17 protein-coding genes are annotated in these 17,758 nt (G+C 53.2%); 7 read left to right on the top strand and 10 right to left on the bottom strand.

What is annotated here, in order from left to right:
* Positions 1 to 90: 90 nt before the first annotated feature.
* Together OPIT5_16590 and OPIT5_16585 are read right to left on the bottom strand one after the other, a co-directional pair.
* The gene (locus OPIT5_16590) at positions 91 to 1,239 is read right to left on the bottom strand and encodes a hypothetical protein (protein AHF91601.1); all 1,149 of its coding nucleotides are present in this window, start codon (positions 1,237 to 1,239) and stop codon (positions 91 to 93) included.
* Between the two features lie 301 nt (positions 1,240 to 1,540).
* A complete protein-coding gene (locus OPIT5_16585) occupies positions 1,541 to 1,888 on the bottom strand; it encodes an XRE family transcriptional regulator (GenBank protein ID AHF91600.1) in 348 nt (115 codons plus the stop codon).
* 353 nt (positions 1,889 to 2,241) lie between these two features.
* Here OPIT5_16585 and OPIT5_16580 point away from each other — a divergent pair, with 353 nt between their 5' ends.
* Together OPIT5_16580 and OPIT5_16575 are read left to right on the top strand one after the other, a co-directional pair.
* The gene (locus OPIT5_16580) at positions 2,242 to 2,520 is read left to right on the top strand and encodes a twitching motility protein PilT (GenBank protein AHF91599.1); all 279 of its coding nucleotides are present in this window, start codon (positions 2,242 to 2,244) and stop codon (positions 2,518 to 2,520) included.
* The gene (locus OPIT5_16575) at positions 2,517 to 2,912 is read left to right on the top strand and encodes a twitching motility protein PilT (GenBank protein ID AHF91598.1); all 396 of its coding nucleotides are present in this window, start codon (positions 2,517 to 2,519) and stop codon (positions 2,910 to 2,912) included. Before OPIT5_16580 ends, OPIT5_16575 begins: the two co-directional genes overlap by 4 nt.
* A gap of 346 nt (positions 2,913 to 3,258) precedes the next feature.
* Here OPIT5_16575 and OPIT5_16570 read toward each other — a convergent pair whose 3' ends face one another.
* The gene (locus OPIT5_16570; GenBank protein AHF91597.1) at positions 3,259 to 4,047 is read right to left on the bottom strand and encodes a cysteine protease; all 789 of its coding nucleotides are present in this window, start codon (positions 4,045 to 4,047) and stop codon (positions 3,259 to 3,261) included.
* A 318-nt stretch (positions 4,048 to 4,365) separates the two neighbouring features.
* Here OPIT5_16570 and OPIT5_16565 point away from each other — a divergent pair, with 318 nt between their 5' ends.
* Both OPIT5_16565 and OPIT5_16560 read left to right on the top strand, forming a co-directional pair.
* Positions 4,366 to 4,569, top strand: a complete 204-nt coding sequence (locus OPIT5_16565; protein ID AHF91596.1) for a hypothetical protein — start codon at positions 4,366 to 4,368, stop codon at positions 4,567 to 4,569.
* Positions 4,566 to 4,964 carry a twitching motility protein PilT gene (locus OPIT5_16560; protein ID AHF91595.1) on the top strand — a complete coding sequence of 133 codons (399 nt, stop codon included), beginning with the start codon at positions 4,566 to 4,568 and terminating at the stop codon, positions 4,962 to 4,964. The genes OPIT5_16565 and OPIT5_16560 overlap by 4 nt, the downstream gene beginning before the upstream one ends.
* A gap of 75 nt (positions 4,965 to 5,039) precedes the next feature.
* Here OPIT5_16560 and OPIT5_16555 read toward each other — a convergent pair whose 3' ends face one another.
* The 3 genes from OPIT5_16555 to OPIT5_16545 form a co-directional block, all read right to left on the bottom strand.
* Positions 5,040 to 5,447 carry a twitching motility protein PilT gene (locus OPIT5_16555; GenBank protein ID AHF91594.1) on the bottom strand — a complete coding sequence of 136 codons (408 nt, stop codon included), beginning with the start codon at positions 5,445 to 5,447 and terminating at the stop codon, positions 5,040 to 5,042.
* On the bottom strand, positions 5,447 to 5,683 hold the full coding sequence (locus tag OPIT5_16550; GenBank protein ID AHF91593.1) for a DNA-binding protein: 237 nt from the start codon (positions 5,681 to 5,683) through the stop codon (positions 5,447 to 5,449). The genes OPIT5_16555 and OPIT5_16550 overlap by 1 nt, the downstream gene beginning before the upstream one ends.
* A gap of 112 nt (positions 5,684 to 5,795) precedes the next feature.
* Positions 5,796 to 6,743, bottom strand: a complete 948-nt coding sequence (locus OPIT5_16545) for a hypothetical protein (GenBank protein AHF91592.1) — start codon at positions 6,741 to 6,743, stop codon at positions 5,796 to 5,798.
* Between the two features lie 219 nt (positions 6,744 to 6,962).
* Between OPIT5_16545 and OPIT5_16540 the strand changes: the two genes are divergently transcribed.
* Together OPIT5_16540 and OPIT5_16535 are read left to right on the top strand one after the other, a co-directional pair.
* Positions 6,963 to 8,351 (top strand): transposase IS4, encoded by a 1,389-nt coding sequence (locus tag OPIT5_16540; GenBank protein AHF91591.1) that lies wholly within the window; start codon positions 6,963 to 6,965, stop codon positions 8,349 to 8,351.
* 1,706 nt (positions 8,352 to 10,057) lie between these two features.
* Positions 10,058 to 10,213, top strand: a complete 156-nt coding sequence (locus OPIT5_16535) for a hypothetical protein (GenBank protein ID AHF94452.1) — start codon at positions 10,058 to 10,060, stop codon at positions 10,211 to 10,213.
* A 461-nt stretch (positions 10,214 to 10,674) separates the two neighbouring features.
* Here the strand turns inward: OPIT5_16535 and OPIT5_16530 are convergent, their stop codons facing one another.
* The 3 genes from OPIT5_16530 to OPIT5_16520 form a co-directional block, all read right to left on the bottom strand.
* Positions 10,675 to 10,824 (bottom strand): hypothetical protein, encoded by a 150-nt coding sequence (locus tag OPIT5_16530; protein AHF94451.1) that lies wholly within the window; start codon positions 10,822 to 10,824, stop codon positions 10,675 to 10,677.
* Positions 10,825 to 13,271: 2,447 nt separating this feature from the next.
* Positions 13,272 to 13,367 carry a hypothetical protein gene (locus OPIT5_16525; GenBank protein ID AHF94450.1) on the bottom strand — a complete coding sequence of 32 codons (96 nt, stop codon included), beginning with the start codon at positions 13,365 to 13,367 and terminating at the stop codon, positions 13,272 to 13,274.
* Between the two features lie 2,262 nt (positions 13,368 to 15,629).
* Positions 15,630 to 15,779, bottom strand: a complete 150-nt coding sequence (locus tag OPIT5_16520) for a hypothetical protein (protein AHF94449.1) — start codon at positions 15,777 to 15,779, stop codon at positions 15,630 to 15,632.
* Between the two features lie 839 nt (positions 15,780 to 16,618).
* Between OPIT5_16520 and OPIT5_16515 the strand changes: the two genes are divergently transcribed.
* Positions 16,619 to 16,753, top strand: coding sequence for a hypothetical protein (locus tag OPIT5_16515; protein ID AHF94448.1), 135 nt, complete (start codon positions 16,619 to 16,621; stop codon positions 16,751 to 16,753).
* A gap of 13 nt (positions 16,754 to 16,766) precedes the next feature.
* On the opposite strand, the gene OPIT5_16510 is transcribed toward OPIT5_16515, so the two are convergent.
* Positions 16,767 to 17,747, bottom strand: a complete 981-nt coding sequence (locus OPIT5_16510) for a transposase (protein AHF91590.1) — start codon at positions 17,745 to 17,747, stop codon at positions 16,767 to 16,769.
* Positions 17,748 to 17,758 lie beyond the last annotated feature (11 nt).

The raw sequence follows: 17,758 nt of genomic DNA, 5'->3' as shown, positions 1-17,758 counted from the left end.
ACCGCAAAGACAACGAAGTTGATAATCACCAATTTTTTGCGTTCTTTGTGGCCTTCGTGTAAAAATCCGGACCTTTCGGGCTGCCGGCGATCAGAACGCAGGCGCCAGGATTTCGACCCACCGGACGAACACCTCCGAGTACTCCTCGACGATGTCCCACCAGCCCCGCCCCGGGAAACGGCCCGTATCCTCCTCGAACGCCGTCAGCATCGTCGCGCCTTGCGGCGTGAGGATCCGGAGAAAAATCTCCGCCGCGACCGGAAACCCGTACTCGATGTCGCCCACAGTCAAACACGTCACCGGAGCGGTCGCCGTGTTACGCACCGTCGAGGCGGCATGACTCACCGGCAAATCCGCCGCGCCGATGCTCCCTCCGGCCAGCAACGCCCCCGCCGCGTCCCGGTGGCACGGGAACACCTCGACCCGCGCGCCCGCGTTGTCCTGCCCGAACAACCGGATGCCGAAATCCACCACTTCGGTGGCGATGAGCTGATTGGCGTTGGGGCGGATAACATTGCCCGGATCGGCCTCTGTCCCGCTTCCCTTGTTGTAACCGAAACTGGCGGCGCTGTCGCCGGGCTCGCTCCCGTTCACACCACCGAGCAGGTCGTATCCGAGTTCAAACGTCGACCTGCCGGTGGCGGTGTCGCTGCAAGGCCGGACTTCCGCCCGAAACAGCAGATAGCGACACCCGCCTCCCGGCATTTCCCCGCGTATCATTCTCCAGGATACAGCGCGCGGCGCCGACACGTCGTGCAGTTTCAGCACCGACTTTGCCGCCACATGGTTATCCGGCGGCGTGGTGAAAAACCGCAGCCACACTCCCGCTTGCCCGAACCGGGGCTCCCGCCCGTCCGAAAAATCCAGAGAACCGTCGCCCGCCCCCGGCTTCACCGCGCCGCCCGCGCCCGCCTTCCACTTGTCCTTGAACTTGGCATCCATCCCCGTATCGCCCGTCACCCCCTGATCCCGCTGGAGCGTCGCCACCAGCCATGCATTCCCGTCGCGCCGCATGATCGCTCCCTGCAAATCGGCGGTCAACTGGTCGAGCACGCGCCGCGCATCGTTCCCGGTCTGCAATTTGCCGGACGAGCGATTCCAGACGCCGAGCACATGGCCGGTTATCGTCAGGAGGCCGGTCACCAAAGCGGCCGTGATTCCAAGGGACACCAGCAACTCCACAAGCGTGAACCCCGTCGATGCGCTTCTGTTACCTTCTGTTATCCTGACAACTTGCACAATCGTTCAACCCTGCCAACGAGGTCGTCCGGGGCAATTAAAAATTTTCGCGCATGAAAAATAACCCATGTGGCGGGCAAGTGGCCCCCCCCGGACCACTGCCAAGAGTGTAATCGGCAATGGTGGAGGCATGGACATCTTTGGCCATGAAGTGGCAGGGTTCCTGCCTGTGTTCCGGAAGGCGGCGCTTCGCGCCGTCCACGGGCAGGGATGCCCGTGCCACTTATCATTTCCGATTACACCCCAACGCCAGCGTGCCGACCGTTTGCCCCTCGTAATACACCTGCATCCGTTCCATACCCTATGCCTCCTGCCCGTCTCTTTTCGCCCTGATAGTGCCACGGCCGCCACGGTCCGTCCTCCGTCCCCGCTTCGGCACGGGCCGCACAAGATCGTCCAGCGTCATGCCTGCCAGATCCTCGCTTCGCCCGATCCGGTCGAACTCTTCCAGCAGTCCGAGCACGTCCAGCACCTTGAGCAGCCGCGCCAGTGCGATCCGCCCGGTCCGCTCGAACATCACATAGGTCGGCAACCTGAGACCCGCCCGCTCTGCCAGTTCCGCCTGGCTCCACCCTCGCCGCAACCGCCGCTCCCGCAGCCTGGCTGCCAAGGCGGATGCCACCTCGGCTGAGGATTTTATCGTTATCATTTTATCTAAAAAAACTGAAAAACAGCGAAAAGCGATATCTTTTTATCGGAATAAGGAAGTCTGTATGGCTACGAAATTCGCATCCGTTACCCTGAATTCAGAAATAGAAACCGCTAATGAACGCTAATAGACGCTAATAATGAGCAGGTTGAAAAACAAATCGGGTGCCCGGAGTCTTCACCTTCCGAGTGAAGGGAACCTCTGGTTCCTTTGGCTCATCACTTCCGGATTAGCGGAGATTAGCGGTTCCCATTATTACGGCTTTCAGGGTTACAGTACCAGTTCTTGACTCCGACGGTTTCGTATCTACACATAGCTACATGCCGTCCATACGTTCCCGATCCAGACCCCTGATGCCCGGCGAACCCGTCGCAGCACCCTCTGCTCCAACTAATCGACGGATTATCAAGATCTTCAAGCATGGTGGTTCGCAGGCGGCCCGTCTGCCTCGCGAGTTCCGCCTTCCCGGCACCGAAGCCTTCATCTCGCGGACCTCGAGCGGCGCCCTCCTTATCGAACCCCTGACCTCGGATGCGGAAGAACGCCGTCGGCGTTTTGTAGCGCTGGCAGGTTCCTGTCCCGATTTGCCCGACGTCGCTCCTCATGCCATCCCCGATATTCCGCGCGAATGAGCTACATGCCTGATACCAACGCTCTCTCCGCGTACATGCGAGGAGATCATGCAGGCCTGAGAAGGCGGATGCAGGCGGCGTTCCCGGAGCTCTGCCTGTCCGTCATCGTCCTGGCAGAAAGGGAATTCGGGGTGACCAAAGGCACGAGCGAATCAGCCCGCCTTCGCCTCGCCGAGCTTGCCAGCCTCCTGCCGGTCGAGCCCTGGACCCGGGAAGATGCGCACCATTATGCGGCCATCCGGCATGATCTGGAATCGAAAGGACAGGGAATCGGTCCCTTGGATACCCTGATTGCCGCCCAGGCCAGAAGACTGGGAGCCACCCTCGTTACCCGCAACATACGGGAATTCGGGCGTGTGGACGGCCTGCAAGTTGTAAACTGGCAGGATTGACCGGGACCAAAGATCGCCTGCCGGACGAGGCGCAGGGCACCTCACCTCAAGCCGGCGATGCTTTGCATCGTCTCCACATGTACGGGGGCATGTGCCTACGGCTACCGTTCTGTTTAATACCAAAGCCCCAAAGCCTTCGGATTTTTACACCAAGGCCGCAAAGAGCGCAAAGGATTGCCAATTACCTTCTTCGCGTCCTTTGCGGCCTTTGTGTAAAATCAAAAACATTCGGGACGCTGGTATAAAATGCCCTGAAGCCGGACTCCTCTCCTTCCCCCTGATTTCCCCCTGATCTCTCTTCCGGACACCGTTCACCCGAGCCCTGTGGATTGGCCCGGTCCGCGGGCTACGAGACAGGCGCGGCGGAGACGGTCACTTTCATAACGTTCAGGGTCGTGGGAGCAAAGGTTGTCACCAAGGCCACATCGGCGGCATCGCGCCCGTAGGCGACGACGATCCGGTTGCCGCGAGGCTGGTCCTGGGTGGCGTCGAAGGTAAACCAGCGTCCGTTGACGTAAGCCTCGAACCAGGCATGCAGATCCATCGGATCGAGCTCGTGCAGGAAGCCCACGACCATGCGCGCCGGAATACTCAGGCACCGGCACAGAGCGATGCCCAGATGGGCAAAATCGCGGCACACGCCCTGCCGGGTTCGGACCGTATCCACCGCCGACGTGGAGGCATCGCTGGTACCATACTGATAGTGAATGTTTTTGTTGATCCACGCGCGAATCGCCTCGGCGCTCGGATAGCCGGGCACGGTTTGCCCGACAATCTCCAGAGCCAGGTCCCCCATCCGGTCCGACTGGCAATAGCGGCTCGGCAAAAGATAATGCAGCACATCCGTCGGCAGGGTCTGCACCGGCATCGCCGACGCTGCCGGATCCACGTCGATCCGGTCCTGGACATCGGCCCGTACTTTTACGGATACCCGGAACTCGCCGGGCGGCATCACGAGCCGCTGGCAAAGATTCCCGTACAGGTCGGTAAACTCCACCATCTGGACGCGCGGGCCGATGTGGTAATGATCCTCCATGATCCACTGCGCCCACCCGCTCCTCGGACGCAGCATGAAGAGAGCGGGCACGTCGGACTCGTTCGTGTAGGTGATGTCACAGGTTGCATCGAGAATCATCGTCGGGAAGGGCTTCGTCGCGGCCGCAATTACCCGGCAACAGATGGAAGAACCTCGGAAATAGCAACCGGCCAGGCCGCTCCCTGCAATGAATTCCCCCGGTTGATCCCAGGGTAACAGGCTCCGGGATACCGGATTCCCGGCCTTTCTGTAGCCATCCTCCCCCCTGTTCTCCTGGTTTCCCTCGCAGCAACCCCCACAATCAGCACCCGACGGTCAGACCGCCTGGCTCGTCCCCGCCTCCCCGCCCCCCTGGAAACAAAGGGAACCTTCCCTCATGCTTGCATACACATCAGATTCGTATTTTATGTGTATGCGATGAAACGAACCAACATTGTTCTGGACGAAAACCTGATCAGGCAGGGCTTGAAACTGACCGGGATAAAAACGAGAAAAGAACTTGTAAATCATGCCCTTACCCAGCTAGTGCGTCGAGAGAAACAGACGGGGCTGCTGGACTTGCGCGGCAAGGTGAAATGGGAAGGTGACCTGAACGCCATGCGAAAGGCCAGGGTGGAATGAAAACCCTCGTGGATTCCACGGTCTGGATCGATTTCCTTCGCAATAAAACGACTCCGCAAACGGAGCGTCTGACCGAACTCATTCTAAACCGGGACGACCTTTGCCTTTGCGGATTCGTCCTCACGGAAGTGTTGCAAGGCATCCGCGACGAAAAGCAATATGTGGCGGTCAAACAGCAATTCAGCAACCTGCTCTACCTCTCCGACGATGCTTCCACGTTTGAACTTGGCGCAACGATTTACCGCAATCTGCGGCGTCAGGGAATCACCATCCGGAACTCCATCGACTGTCTGATCGCGGCAACCGTCGTTCAACACGGCGTGGGTTTGCTGGAAAACGACCGGGATTACGAATTCATTGACCAACATTACCCGCTGAATCGATGGACGGTCTGACATGAAGCGGGCGGAAGCGCCACGAGAACGGGAACGGGGTCAGGCCAGACCCCCTCCGCCCTATGGCATCCTGGATTACAGAAATGGGTTGAGGGTGTTGACGCCCGAGCGCCGGAAATCGTCAACGTTTCGGGTCACGATGGAGAGTCTGTGCTCGATCGCGGTCGCGGCAATGAGACCGTCTGAAACCGGGAGTGGTTGATGAGGAGACAGATGCCCCCATCGGTCGGCGATAGCGGCGGTTATCGGAAGGATGCGTTCGGCATAATGGGTTTCGAGGCCGGACAACCACCGCTCGAGGCTTCCGGCCGCGACGGGATCCTTGAGCCGGTGCAGCTCGATGCCGCGGCGGATCTCCCCCAAGGTAATTACACTGAGGCAGGCTTCTTCCGGCGATATCCCGGACATCCATGCGGCAACGCCAGGGTTGCACTGCGGCTTCCTCAATTCGGATATGACACAAGTATCAATGAGGCAGGCCATTAAAGAGAAATGTCGCGAGGAAGGTCAGTGCTGCGCGTGAATGCGATGGATTCGTCCCGGGGGATGCTGCGCAGGTATTCGATGAAGTTGCGCCCGGGAGCCGGCGTGCTGCCGACCAGCGCGGCACGCAGCAAGCGCCGGTGTGCCTCTTCGACAGACACACCTTGTGCCGCTGCACGGCTGCGCAGTTTCTTGACGACGGATGGCTCGATGTCACGGACGAGTAATTGTGGCATGGGCAACAGGTGCTATCATTGATAGCACCTGTCAAGGGCGGCATTGAGCCGGAGTGACGATGGAGAACGGAAACGGAGAGAACGGAAACGGGGTCAGAGAACGGAAACGGGGTCAGGCCGTTGTTTGTTGATTTCTCAATATTCCATGGCGTGACAGGTAGCTGCGTACCGACGCCGGTTTGCCAAGGTGCAGATTCGCGGCAAGCCACGGGATCGGCGCGCCCGTTTCCTGCCGGATCTGGTAGGCAAGCGTTACTTTCCATGGCAGGTTTTTCGGCCGGCTTTTCAGATCATCCTGATTCTTGCCTCCCAGACGCAAGTGCTTGTGCAAACTCTCAACCCACGCCAAACGACGCAGTTCCTGAATCTCTTCCTGCTCCATTCCCGGGTTCAACGACAGCCGCGCATGATCCTTGGCCACGGCTTGCCGCCACACGGGCGTGCCGATTGCCCAGCCTTTCGACAACCCGACCAGCCCTTCCCGTTCCCAAGCAGCCTCATCACGTCCGATCTCGACAAGATGGGCCTCGTAGGCCTTCCACCCCTCTGTACTGTCATCCCAGCCTCCTCTCGCCTTCAGCCACTCTGACGCCAGCATACCTCGCTTCCGGGATCCCCGGATGAACCGCACCAGACTGCTCCACCGGTACGCGCCCACCTGTTCAGGAGTTACGATTTTAGCTCTGACCGGATTAAGGTGGATGTAGTCGACAACTCGCCCGACGATTGCCTCGTCTTCCAGTAAAATCGACTTGTAGCGTCCCTGAAACAGATGGCCGCTTTCTTTCCGGAAACGGTTAAAGCGCGTTGCCAGAGTACTCTGCAACCAATGCATTCCTTCTACCAATGTGGGATCCGGAGTGCCCAGCGCCAGATGGTAGTGGTTGCGCATCAGCACCCAGGCATAAATTTCCCAGCCAAACTTCTCCACCGCCTCGAACAAAACCCTCAAAAAAGCCTCCGCCGTTCCCGGGCTTTCGAACAGATCCCTCCGGTAATTCCCCCGGTTGATCACGTGGTAACACGCCCCGGCATACTGAATTCTCAGCTTTCTGGCCATGCCTCACATTCACGCCAATCTCCTTCATGGCAATTCAAAATCAACAAACAACGGCCTGACCCCGTCGGCTTGCCCCAACAAACAACGGCCTGACCCGAATGGCGCTTAGATAAGGGGGGATACCGTTGAAGCGAAGGGGGGATGAAGGAGAGGAGTGTGTTTTCATAATTTCTTGATATTCAAGTTGAAACGTGCCTTCTTTTGGTTAATCATAATGGTTTGAAAACCAAGACGTTATATTTGCCGGGTTTTTCGCATCATTTGTGTGGCAGCCGTTCACGGAGAGCGGCCGGCAGGCTGTCGCTGGCGACGGGGCAGTTGGGAGGGCTCAGCGAGATTGGCGGACGTTTTTTGACGGCCGATGTGTTCTCGAAGGGGCAAGGTTGCCGGGACCGGGTGTTCAGCACCCGGGTGACATTCTGGACGTTTTTGTCGCAAGTGCTGGACCGTTCGTGCTCGTGCCGGGAAGCGGTGAGGCGGGTTCAGGCATGGTACTCGGGCAGAGGCCTGGGTGTTCCCGACGGGGCGACCGGCGGTTATTGCCAGGCACGCAGACGCTTGCCTCTGGAGGTATTGCGCAAGGGATTCGCTTCGGTCAGTCTGTGGATAAAGCAACGCCACCGTGACGCTTACCTTTGGCGGGGCCACCGGGTCAAGGTGATCGATGGCACGGGGATGAGCATGCCGGACACAGAACAAAACCGCCGGCAATGGCCTTATGCCGGACAGCAGAAGCCCGGATGCGGTTTTCCGGTCGCCCAGCTGGTAGGAGTGTTTTGTCTGGGAACCGGCAGGCTGGTCAAATTTGCGACCAGCGCATGGAAAAACCACGAGATATCCCTGGCCCGGCAACTGGTCGGATGGGTCCACAAGGGCGAAGTCCTGCTCGCTGACCGGGGGTTCTGCGGATGGGGACTGATCGCCCTGTTTGCACGCAAGGGCGTCCCGGTCGTTTTTCGCCTGCACCAGGCCCGCAGGGATAACGCCGGCATCAGCAGATGGAAAAAACCCCAGCGTCCGGAAACATGGGAACGGTGTCTGTGGCGGGAACTGCCCCGCGAACTGGTCCTGCGGATCGTCCGTTTTCAAGTCGGGGTTCCCGGATTCCGGACCCGCCAGATCGCCCTGGCCACTACCTTGCTCGACCCGGCACAATACCCGGACCACGAACTGGTTGCCCTGTATATGCGCCGGTGGCGGATCGAGCTTTTTTACAAAGACATCAAAATCACCCTCGGCCTCGATATCCTGCGCTGCCTGACACCCCAAATGGTCGAAAAGGAGATCTGGATGCAGGCCATCGCCTACAACATGGTTCGCGCATTGATGCTCGAAACGGCCATCACTCATGATGTTGACATCGAAAGACTCAGCTTCAAGGGCACCATCGACACCCTGCGCTCCTGGCTCCCCCTGCTCCTGCCGGCCAAACCTCGCAAAAACCGTCGCCTCATCCATCTCATCACCCTCCAGATCGCTTCCGACCCAGTCCCTCTTCGCCCACTCAGGGCCGAACCCAGAACAAAAAAACGCAGACCCAAAAACTTCCAGTTCATGACCAGTCCCAGACATATCATGATCATCTCCGCTTCCAGACGTAAAAAATAACGACCAGCCCCCTTATCTAAGCGCCATTCCGGCCTGACCCCGTCGGCTTGCCCCCCCGTCGGCTTGTCCCAACCCCCTTGGCATCCCCATCTGCGTAACCACGGGCTGGGCCATCTACCGGCCGCCGGAAGACGAGAAGCGAGGAATAGCCTCAACGGTGGCGGCGCGCTGCCGGGCGACGAGCCGGAGCGGGTGGCGTAGATTTGTTGCCAGCCTTGTTGTGAGGTTGGTAAACAAAAACATACTAGGAAATCCCCGATTACCTAGCGAGCGGAAGCCCGATCGGCCCGCGAACAATAAACGGATGATTTGGAGGCATTGAGGAAAGCCTTATGCGCGCAGACGGAAAAATCCATGTATTTGCGAACCGCTAGGCCACGAAGTCCATAGCCCCTGCCCCTCCCGGCCGCGCTCTTTGCGGTCTGTTGTTATTTTAGTCGGTGCTGAAGAACCTCGGTTTAGGCCGGGCAAGGTTGAGGTTTGACGATCAAATCAATATTCTATCAGTTAATAGGTTGATGTATTTTTCAGCACCGACTATTTTAGAGCAACAGATTTCTCAGAAGCAATCGCTTCAACTATAAAGCTTACTTGCACCCCTGGTTTTCCATTTTTGGTCGATGGAGTAATCATGACCAATGTTCTCGAGTCAGGCCATCCATCAACATTACCCGAAAACAGAATTTTGGTGGCAGCTCCATCTTTTCGTGTTCCGAGAAGTAGAGGGAAACGTACCATTTTCCCTGATTTAACAGCTTCCAGCTTATCCTTTGGATACTTAATTGCAGAAGAGGGACCCGTTGTAATTAATCCTTCAAAATCTCCAACTTTTGCCAATAACGCAGTACCACTAAAATTCAGTATTTTTACCGACTGTGACGGGAACGAGTCAATGGAATCATCTATAGCAATGGCTTTGACCTGTGCCCCGGTGGTTCCAGCGACGGCAGGGGTGTAAGCAAATAATACAAGAGCTCTCTTAGCCGACTGTGGCCATGAAACCTCTGTCACCCGAGTAAATGTTGGTTTTTCCAATGTTCCTGTCGTATTTCGAGTTCCAAATACCAATGGGCCAGCAGAAGCACGGGCGATCATTTCGGAACGTCGGTTTTCCATGAATCGCAGAACCAGACCATCAGAAGGTCCATGTAAATAATAAAGCTCCGCAGGCATCTGAGATGCCGCACCGGGTAAAGCTAGGACGGTAAATGCTGCCCGGTTGGATGAATCCTCTGGAATCGGCTGAGAAATCAAAATCCTCTCACCGCCGAAGAAAAACAGAACAAATAGACTTATAAGTCGTCGAATGTGAGCCATCGGAAAGAAATTATTTTAAACTTACGGCCAAAATAAAAATACGGAGCGGATGGGGGATTGGGTTCCAACGCATCAAGGCTCGAATCCACCATCTCGGGCAGGCGCTGCACCACTGCCTCACACCAAGCTCTTCCCTCAATACTATCCGTCATAGGATTTCGAACATCCCCGTAAGCTCGGATCATAAAAGTGTCAGTGCGCGGAGTCATAAACGGTGCTATAGCGTTCACAACATCTGCTTGAGTCAGAGCAGCCGATGTTCCCATAAAATTCGTTGAGAGACTGCCATTTGCAGGAGCACTATTGATACCTGCAGCTACAATAGCCCTTTCAATAACGCCATCATCAATAAATCGGGCTAATGTTCGATAAGGTCCGTTCGATGCCGTATGAATTTTTATCTCATTAACGATTTCCGCTGCCAGTCTCTCTATCTCGTTTTCCTCCAACTGCCGTCCCCCGCTATTAATGGAGTCAACATCATCAAGCGGGTCAGTAGCAGATCCCAAAAGTGGTTTGGTCAACTGTTGTGCGCCATGGGGTAACCGGAAAAACGCATTATCCAATGAAATACCTCCAGAAGCAACTCCTTCATGTTCCCAGCCGAGGAGCTTGGAGCCTAAAATAGCTTCCCAAGCCTGAATAGATGTAGAATTAATATTAAATGAGCCTGTTTGCAACAAATACATCGCAGCCCTTTCATAATTCTGAAGATCTGTGGGACTAATCGTGGCACTGCTTTCAGGATGATGGACCTTAATGTAACGATTAGGCAGCGGCTTATTACTCTCAGGATTCCATTCTGCGGTGGACGCAAACCGAGGAACGGTAGAAATAAAATACCTATCATAATAATTATTATTTGTCCCCCATGTATTGCCTAATTCGTATGGAAGAGTTTCCTTTGCATGAACAAACATTCCCAATGATGTGATCTCTTGGCGAGGGAGATCAAAAAGCACGATCACATCTGGGGAAGTAATTCCTGTAAATTCGGTGGAAAGGGCTAAAGATGCATTATTGGCAGCAGGGTCATTTTGCCAAACCGCAGTGGCATTAGGCTCATAATAGGCCGTTCCTTGTAAAGTTCCGCGGCGAGGATCTGCTTGGGGAGAAACGCTGCCATCTCCACTTGTCCATACTCTGAGATCTTCATTCAGCTGAAACCCATAGCCAAATGATGCCGCATTGGAATTGCTAATTCCATTTCCAGCAGAGTATGCAATCTGAGGATCATATGTCTGAATATCATCTGTTGAGGCCGCTACCCTAGTCATCTGAAGCACCACCACCAAGTTATTAACGGCAGGTATATTATTTACAGTAGATATTTCAGTTGGTGTACCCGTCACGGCAACGGTCGTACTTATAGTATCCTGAGTTCCACTACTTCCCGCAACTAGCAGACTCCCCGCGGAACCTGAAACACGCTTAATTTCACCGGCAGTCCAAATCAATGAAGGATCAATTTCAACAACGAATGGAGATGGCAATACAGTACCAAGCCCGACCCCTGGATATGCTGTCCCTAAATCATCAACCAGATCAACACTTCCCGGTAAATTGGTTATCTCCATCTGGAATTTATTAACACTACCGGGAAGCTGAACATCCGCCGCATAGGGATTCCATAGCTCAGCATCAATAATATAATTCAACATAATATCCGTTCCAGAAATCGAATACCAGAAACGGATACCAAATTCAGTCAATACTGGATAGGCTGGGTACCTATCTCCAATAGTAGGGCTATCTGGATTTGGGGTATACGTTGCGACAAAACCAGTTGATGGAGCTACACGGGCCTGCTGAAACGGAAGGAGAGCTGGAAGTCGAGGATTGGCAATATCGGATAAGTCTTCTTTAAGCCGTCCATCCGTAGTCGTTGCCGAAACATCTGCCAGTACCCCTTGGCTTAAGGTTGTCACATCGTGGAATTTCTCTTTCCATACTGTCAATGTAGGAGCACCGGAGATAAATAAAAGCTGCCGCCCCTGCAAAACGTCAGGCAATTTATTATCATATATATCAAAAGATGATCCAAATAGATTCGTCCTATCAAGCCTAGTTCTAGGTAACGCAAATTGAGCAAGTCGATTTCGTTTTTCATTGGGTGCCCCAGACCAATTGTCACCCTGTCCACTACTTCCCGTACCATCATTATTATACGAAATGCTTGTACCAGCGTTTAATGCTGCACTGGCTTTGATTCCCTCATCACTCACCCAATAGGCGTAATTCCCTATGATGACATCACTTCCAGTAGATCCTGCGCCAGGGACTGCACTTGGAGGTACCCGTATAGGTTGCTTTTCGAGACGGATTCGATAGTCAGAGTTAGCGACACTGTTATCCCATACAAGGAAAACCCACGGTGCACTTGCCGTATCATCATAAGCGGCGGTTCCAGTTCCCGGTGCTAAAACAGCTGTCAGCGCATCATTAACGGCGGAGTTCGTTGGATCTTCACCCTTGCTCACAAGCCATACGAGTGGTTCGTCTTTAGTTGGAGTTTCATCCCAGATTCCCGTAATAAATCGCTCTTTGACTACATTGCTAACGAGATCACCTCGTCCTGTAGCACGCCGATCAGGCCCCGCATGCTTCTGCAATTGCCCGACAGCGATGTTAAGAGCCATAATAGCATTTTCGCGTGCTTTAGCTATCTGCTGCGAGTTGTCAGCGACCTGCGTTTCTACGCGACTGAAAGTAGCCAAAGCGACTAAGATGAGAACCAGAAACGCAACCAGTACAATTGTGACCAATAAGGCGAATCCTCTGTCGGATCGCAGCTGAACATGAGAGTCATGAGGATATGCGTTCATTTTGTTCATAATGCCGTAGCCTTGATCTCAATTCGACGAGTATAGACTTGCGAATTTTTCTCAACAATGCCCCACCAATCGTCTGTAGTCTGAAGATGGTTCTCTTCATAAGCCTGCAGAAGCCTAGCTCCCTCCGCAGTTAAAATTCTAACCATTACTTCGGCGACCGTTGGATAACCATAAGATCTATTTCCCGGAGTATACCCATACGTCGGTTGATTTTTCGAAGTATCCATTGTCACCGCCAATAAACCTCTAGTTGCAGCCGATCCAACTCGACGATCTACAGGGAATATTTCAATCAGATTAGGAGGTGTCGATGAATCAGGTTCGTAAAATCGGATCCCAAAATCGACAATATCGTTAGCAAGCAATTGCTGCGCATTAGGCATCCGTATATTTCCTGCGTTAGACTTCCGTTTTTTCGGATTTCCTAGCGTCTGTGGATTGACCAATGACCAACCATCATCTTGTGCATTGTATCCGTTCACATCTGCAGTAAAAAGATCATAACCTATCTCGAAAGTTGAACGACCTGCCACAGAAGAATCCATTGGCGAGACCTCTGAACGAAATAATTGATATGTATATTGGATATTGGGAGCCGTACCTAATCCAACACGAATTATCTGATAAGCGATTGCTCTTGGCGCCGACACGTCCGTCAACTCATCATTTTCATCAGAAGGGATGGTAAAAAATCGAAGCCAAACACCTGCCTGCCCAAATTTACAACTAGCAAGATCATATTCATGATCAACGTCAATCGTATTGGGCTTCAAATTAGTGCCACCTGTCCAATCAGCCTTGCTATAAGCTGAATCACCTGCAGCTGTTGTTTGGGCACCTTGTATGCTTGCTGCCAACCAAACATTATTATCCCTTTGAAAAACGGCAGCTTGCAGATCCTGAGTAATCTGATCCAGAATCAACCGTGCCTGATTTCCAGCAGCCAGAGATCCAGATGTACGGCCCCACACATTAATCACATTGATCGTAACAATTAGCATCGATGCAACAAGTAAAGCGGTGATACCGACAGCGACAAGAAGCTCAACGATGGTAAAGCCTTTAACCACCTGAGATCGGCCAGCACGAAGCGAATATAGGTTACCAGTAAAATTCATCGGGTAATTGCCATCGGCACAAGCAATACATTTTTCTGATCGTTTTGTGTATTACGCTGGCCATCGGGCCTGAATGCCGGCCAGCGTAAGCGAAGAGTAAAAGCCAAGTAACCTGCCTCGTTATCATCGACAGGACGAGAGATCGCCTCGTTTCGAATAAGCACTATTTCAAAAAACTTCAAGGCATCCTCCTCAGTGGAACTCAGGCTTGAATCAGGATCCCAGACAGAACTGGCATTGTAGAATCCAACTTTATCCCCCCCCCTACTCGCAAACAAGATACTGTTATCTGCTGAAGGATCATAGGTGGCGTTAGAATCATCCGCTGCCACGTCAGAGGCAAACTTTAGTGCGTTTTGTATGCTTTGTGCTCCTAAAAAAGGCAACCTTTGCAGCTCAGCTTGAATTGTTGAGACAACCCGCGTAGCATCATCGGTATCCCTTACATCAGCAACCGATTGTGTTATAGGAACCAACAATCCAATAACAGTGACAACAGCGAGAGCAAAAATACCCACAGCAACGACAACCTCAACCAAGGAAAAAGCCCTAGATCGAGATACTTTATTACAGTACACAAAATCAAATATCATATTATTAATTATCAAATGCCGTTGAGTCAGTCAGAAGAGTCAATACGCCATATGAACTTAGAGTTGCTCCGCGAATATAATCTGGGTTAAGAAGCCTTATACCTGTTGCAGTGCGTTCACCAGCCGCCAAGATGAGCTTCCCCCCTGTTGCAGTAGTCCCCCGCGCTGAGAGTGAATAAACCATTTTATAAGTGCCAGTGATATTATTCAGTGTGGCACTGGATCCATCAAAACCTGTTGAGTAGCGACTTGCTGGCCATGAACCGCCACCAAGGGGGGTAAGTGCGACTTGGGCAGCGGTAAAAGTACCCGACGTCGGAGGAATCAGAAAAATTCCTTGAGGCAACATTATTTGTTCACCAACAGGCTCCCAGTTGGAACCGGACTTCACAGCAATTCGAAACGCCTGCAGAAAACCAGTAGATGATGGGTCCGAATCTACAAAGAGACCTGTTTCTTCTTGGGCTAAAGCCGCTCTGCCACGCACTCCGGATAGCAGACTGGATAACAATCCCTGTCCTCCTTGCAGGGCGGCACTGCGGTCGCCCCCTTTCGCAAGAGCCATGCCGATTCCTCCAACCAATACGGCAATCAGCCCTATAACGACCAAAAGCTCAATCAAGGTAAAAGCTCGGTTTTTCGTATAGTTAGTAAGAATCATTTTATTTAATCCATTGCTCCGACCTAGAGTGCCTAGTATCTACTTCCAACTCATAACAGCGCCCTTGGGACTTCCGTCTTTACCTGCAGAATAAAAAATCACCCCAGCACGAACACCATCGGTCGGAATATCTCTATCAGTTCCACCGCTTGTCGGGGTAAAGCTGCCTCCATCCTTTGCATTAACTGTTAATGAACCACTAATATCGTCCAACTTGATGCGTCCATCACCCGTAACATCAATAATGATGCCAATTTCTGTATTTCCGAATGCATCTTGAATTTTCGCATTAGCAGTTGTTGTTGAGCTAAGTTCGGCATCACTTAGGGAATAAAAGCTGATTTTCTTTTTATTGCCATTAAGATTAGCGTCAGTTGGTGTACCACTTCCGCTCAAAGTCTTGCCTGTTAATGTTCCCGCAAATTTTTCTGCATCAGCATTGTCGGCCAGAATATAATTTCCAGTAGTGGGAGTGGTGGAAAAATTGGGATAATAGCCATACTCTTGCTTGAACATCTCAAACGCAGCCCCCCATTGGCTAAACTGAGTTTTTGTTTTCGCTTTTCGGGCTGAATTTCGTACGGCGCCTACAGTCGGAATCATAATTGCTGCCAAAATTCCGATTACAGCTATAACCGTCAATAGTTCAATCAATGTAAATCCTTTATATCGCATGTATTTTTTTGTATCCATAGTCACAGGAAGTTATCGGTTTACGTAAATATTATCAATGTTATCAGTATCAGCGTAATCAACTACGCCTGCAGAAGTTGGATCACTTGCTTTTCTCTTTCCATCAGGTCCTGTCGAAAATAAAACATAAGATGGGTTATTCCACGTTCCTGGATTCGCTTGGTCTTTATAGCAATACATATAACGGCGCCCCCACGGATCAAGAAATGCATTAGCTACAGATACAGCGTTTGTCGCTGCAGGATCCGGCAAATTTTCCGTTTCCAAAGTAAATCTCCCAAGCTCAACAAAATTTTTTCCGCTTATATTTTTCAAGGTTGGTCCCAGCTTTCCTGATAAAGCATTCAAGAATTGTGCAGCAGGGTCGCCCACCGTGATCGTTACTGTTGTAGCAGCTGTTCCGGGATCAGGTCCTGTCTGTGGATAATCTCCGTATTGCCGTTTGTAGTTTTCTAAGGCCGTAGCCAATGCCGACAGTTCTGTCCGGGCCTGATTGATCGCCGCCCGCTCGTTTACGCCTTTGGTGATACCAAAGGTGATTCCGGCCAGAATGCCAATGATCGCGATGACGGTCAGTAACTCGATCAATGTAAATGCATTGCGATTGTATCGAGTGCAGTCGGAATCCGCTCGGCGAGCGGGGAGCACGCGGGTAGAAAACCTCGGACTGGAAGTCGGGTAGCGCATAGGGGGGAGGTGAAAGGCTCCAAGAAAGCCATCCTCCGGTGCAGCGCAATCGCAAAGATGAGCCGACCGGAAAAGCTGAACCGCTGAAAGGCTGAAACGCTGAAATCCGGACCGGTGACCCGTCCCTTTGGGCGACCCTGCCAAGACAGGCTCCACCGCCGGACATGTGGACGACCGGGGAAAGCAAATGAGGGGTGTGGCAGGGGATGGGTTCATGAGCGGTTACCCTGAAAAACACGCGAGAGCCGGAAAACTTAAAACTTTTCGCAAGTGGACAGCGTCAACCCGGATTTCCCGGTCTTCGATTTTTCAAAGAACAATTTGATTATCAGCAGCTAATAAAGAATCCAAACCGTAACCGCGAATGAACGCGTACCGAGCGAAGGATTGGCCGCGAAAGGGCGCAAAAATCCTGGTGCGCATGAAGCCCCCCATCGCGCTTATAAGCGCGCGGGAGATTCTCGCCGGGCCGGGTGATTTTGCGTTCTTTCGCGGCTAACCGGTTCGGATCCTTACCGCTTCAGCCCATGCTCGAGCCGCCGGCGCAACGCCTCGAGCTGGTCGAGCGTTTGCATCGACAGAATTTTCGTATCGGCAACATCCTGCCCCAGGAGCCGCTGGAGCAACTGGATCTGCCCGATTAACACACCCTCATGCCGACCTTCTTGCCGGCCCTCCATTCTGAACTGTTCTGCGATAGTCATGGCTTTGTTCCGGACGGGTTCGTTCTCAATTTCGAAAATCTTCTCCCGAATGCTCTCCAAGTCAATCTCCCCCACCCCGAAGATGTAGTGGAAGATGCGTTCCAGGGCATCGGGCGGCAAGCGCACCATCAACGACTGGTCCCAGACCGCATCGCTCATCAGCGAATCCTTTCCCTGACTGCCGGCCTTGAGCACACGCAAGGTCATAATCCCCAATGGCGTTCCCCAAATCTTGTCGAACGGAATCTCCGCCAACTGGATCAGGCGAAATGTAAAGGCCGGGATAAACTCCGCGACATCCTTCGCCATTTCGTCGGCAAGAGCGAAGAGATCGGCGAAACGCGGCGAGAGAGCCCACCGCCGGTTGTTCTGGGCAAGAATGACAGGAAGCACCACCGGCAAGGCTCTGGCATCAGGATGCTTCTCCACGAATTTCTGCAAAAATGCCGCAATGTAGGTGAGCAATCGCAACGCCAGCCAGCGCTCCGGCGTACTCTGGTGCTCGAACAGCACATAAACGAAAACGTCTTCCTTCGGCTCTCCCGGTTTGCCTCCGTCCGCTTCCCACCGCCCGATCCTGAAGACCAGATCGCTCTCCCGCTTCCGGAGCTTTTTGCTGATGTAGCTCCCTGACACCAGCCCGACATCCCCAAAATCCAGCCAGCGCTTGACCGCAGGAGGAAACACCCCCTCGAAGAACGCAACCGCACTGGGAATATCTTCGAACCCGGCCTTGACGAGTTTGTCGTGCGGCTGATGGAGGGATTCATCACTCATGACCCCGCACACGCTGCCTGATC

The organism is Opitutaceae bacterium TAV5, assembly GCA_000242935.3.
In the GTDB taxonomy this organism is placed as follows: domain Bacteria; phylum Verrucomicrobiota; class Verrucomicrobiia; order Opitutales; family Opitutaceae; genus Geminisphaera.
The sequence above is the reverse complement of the archived record's forward strand: the minus strand, read 5'-3'. Positions and strand labels throughout refer to the sequence as shown.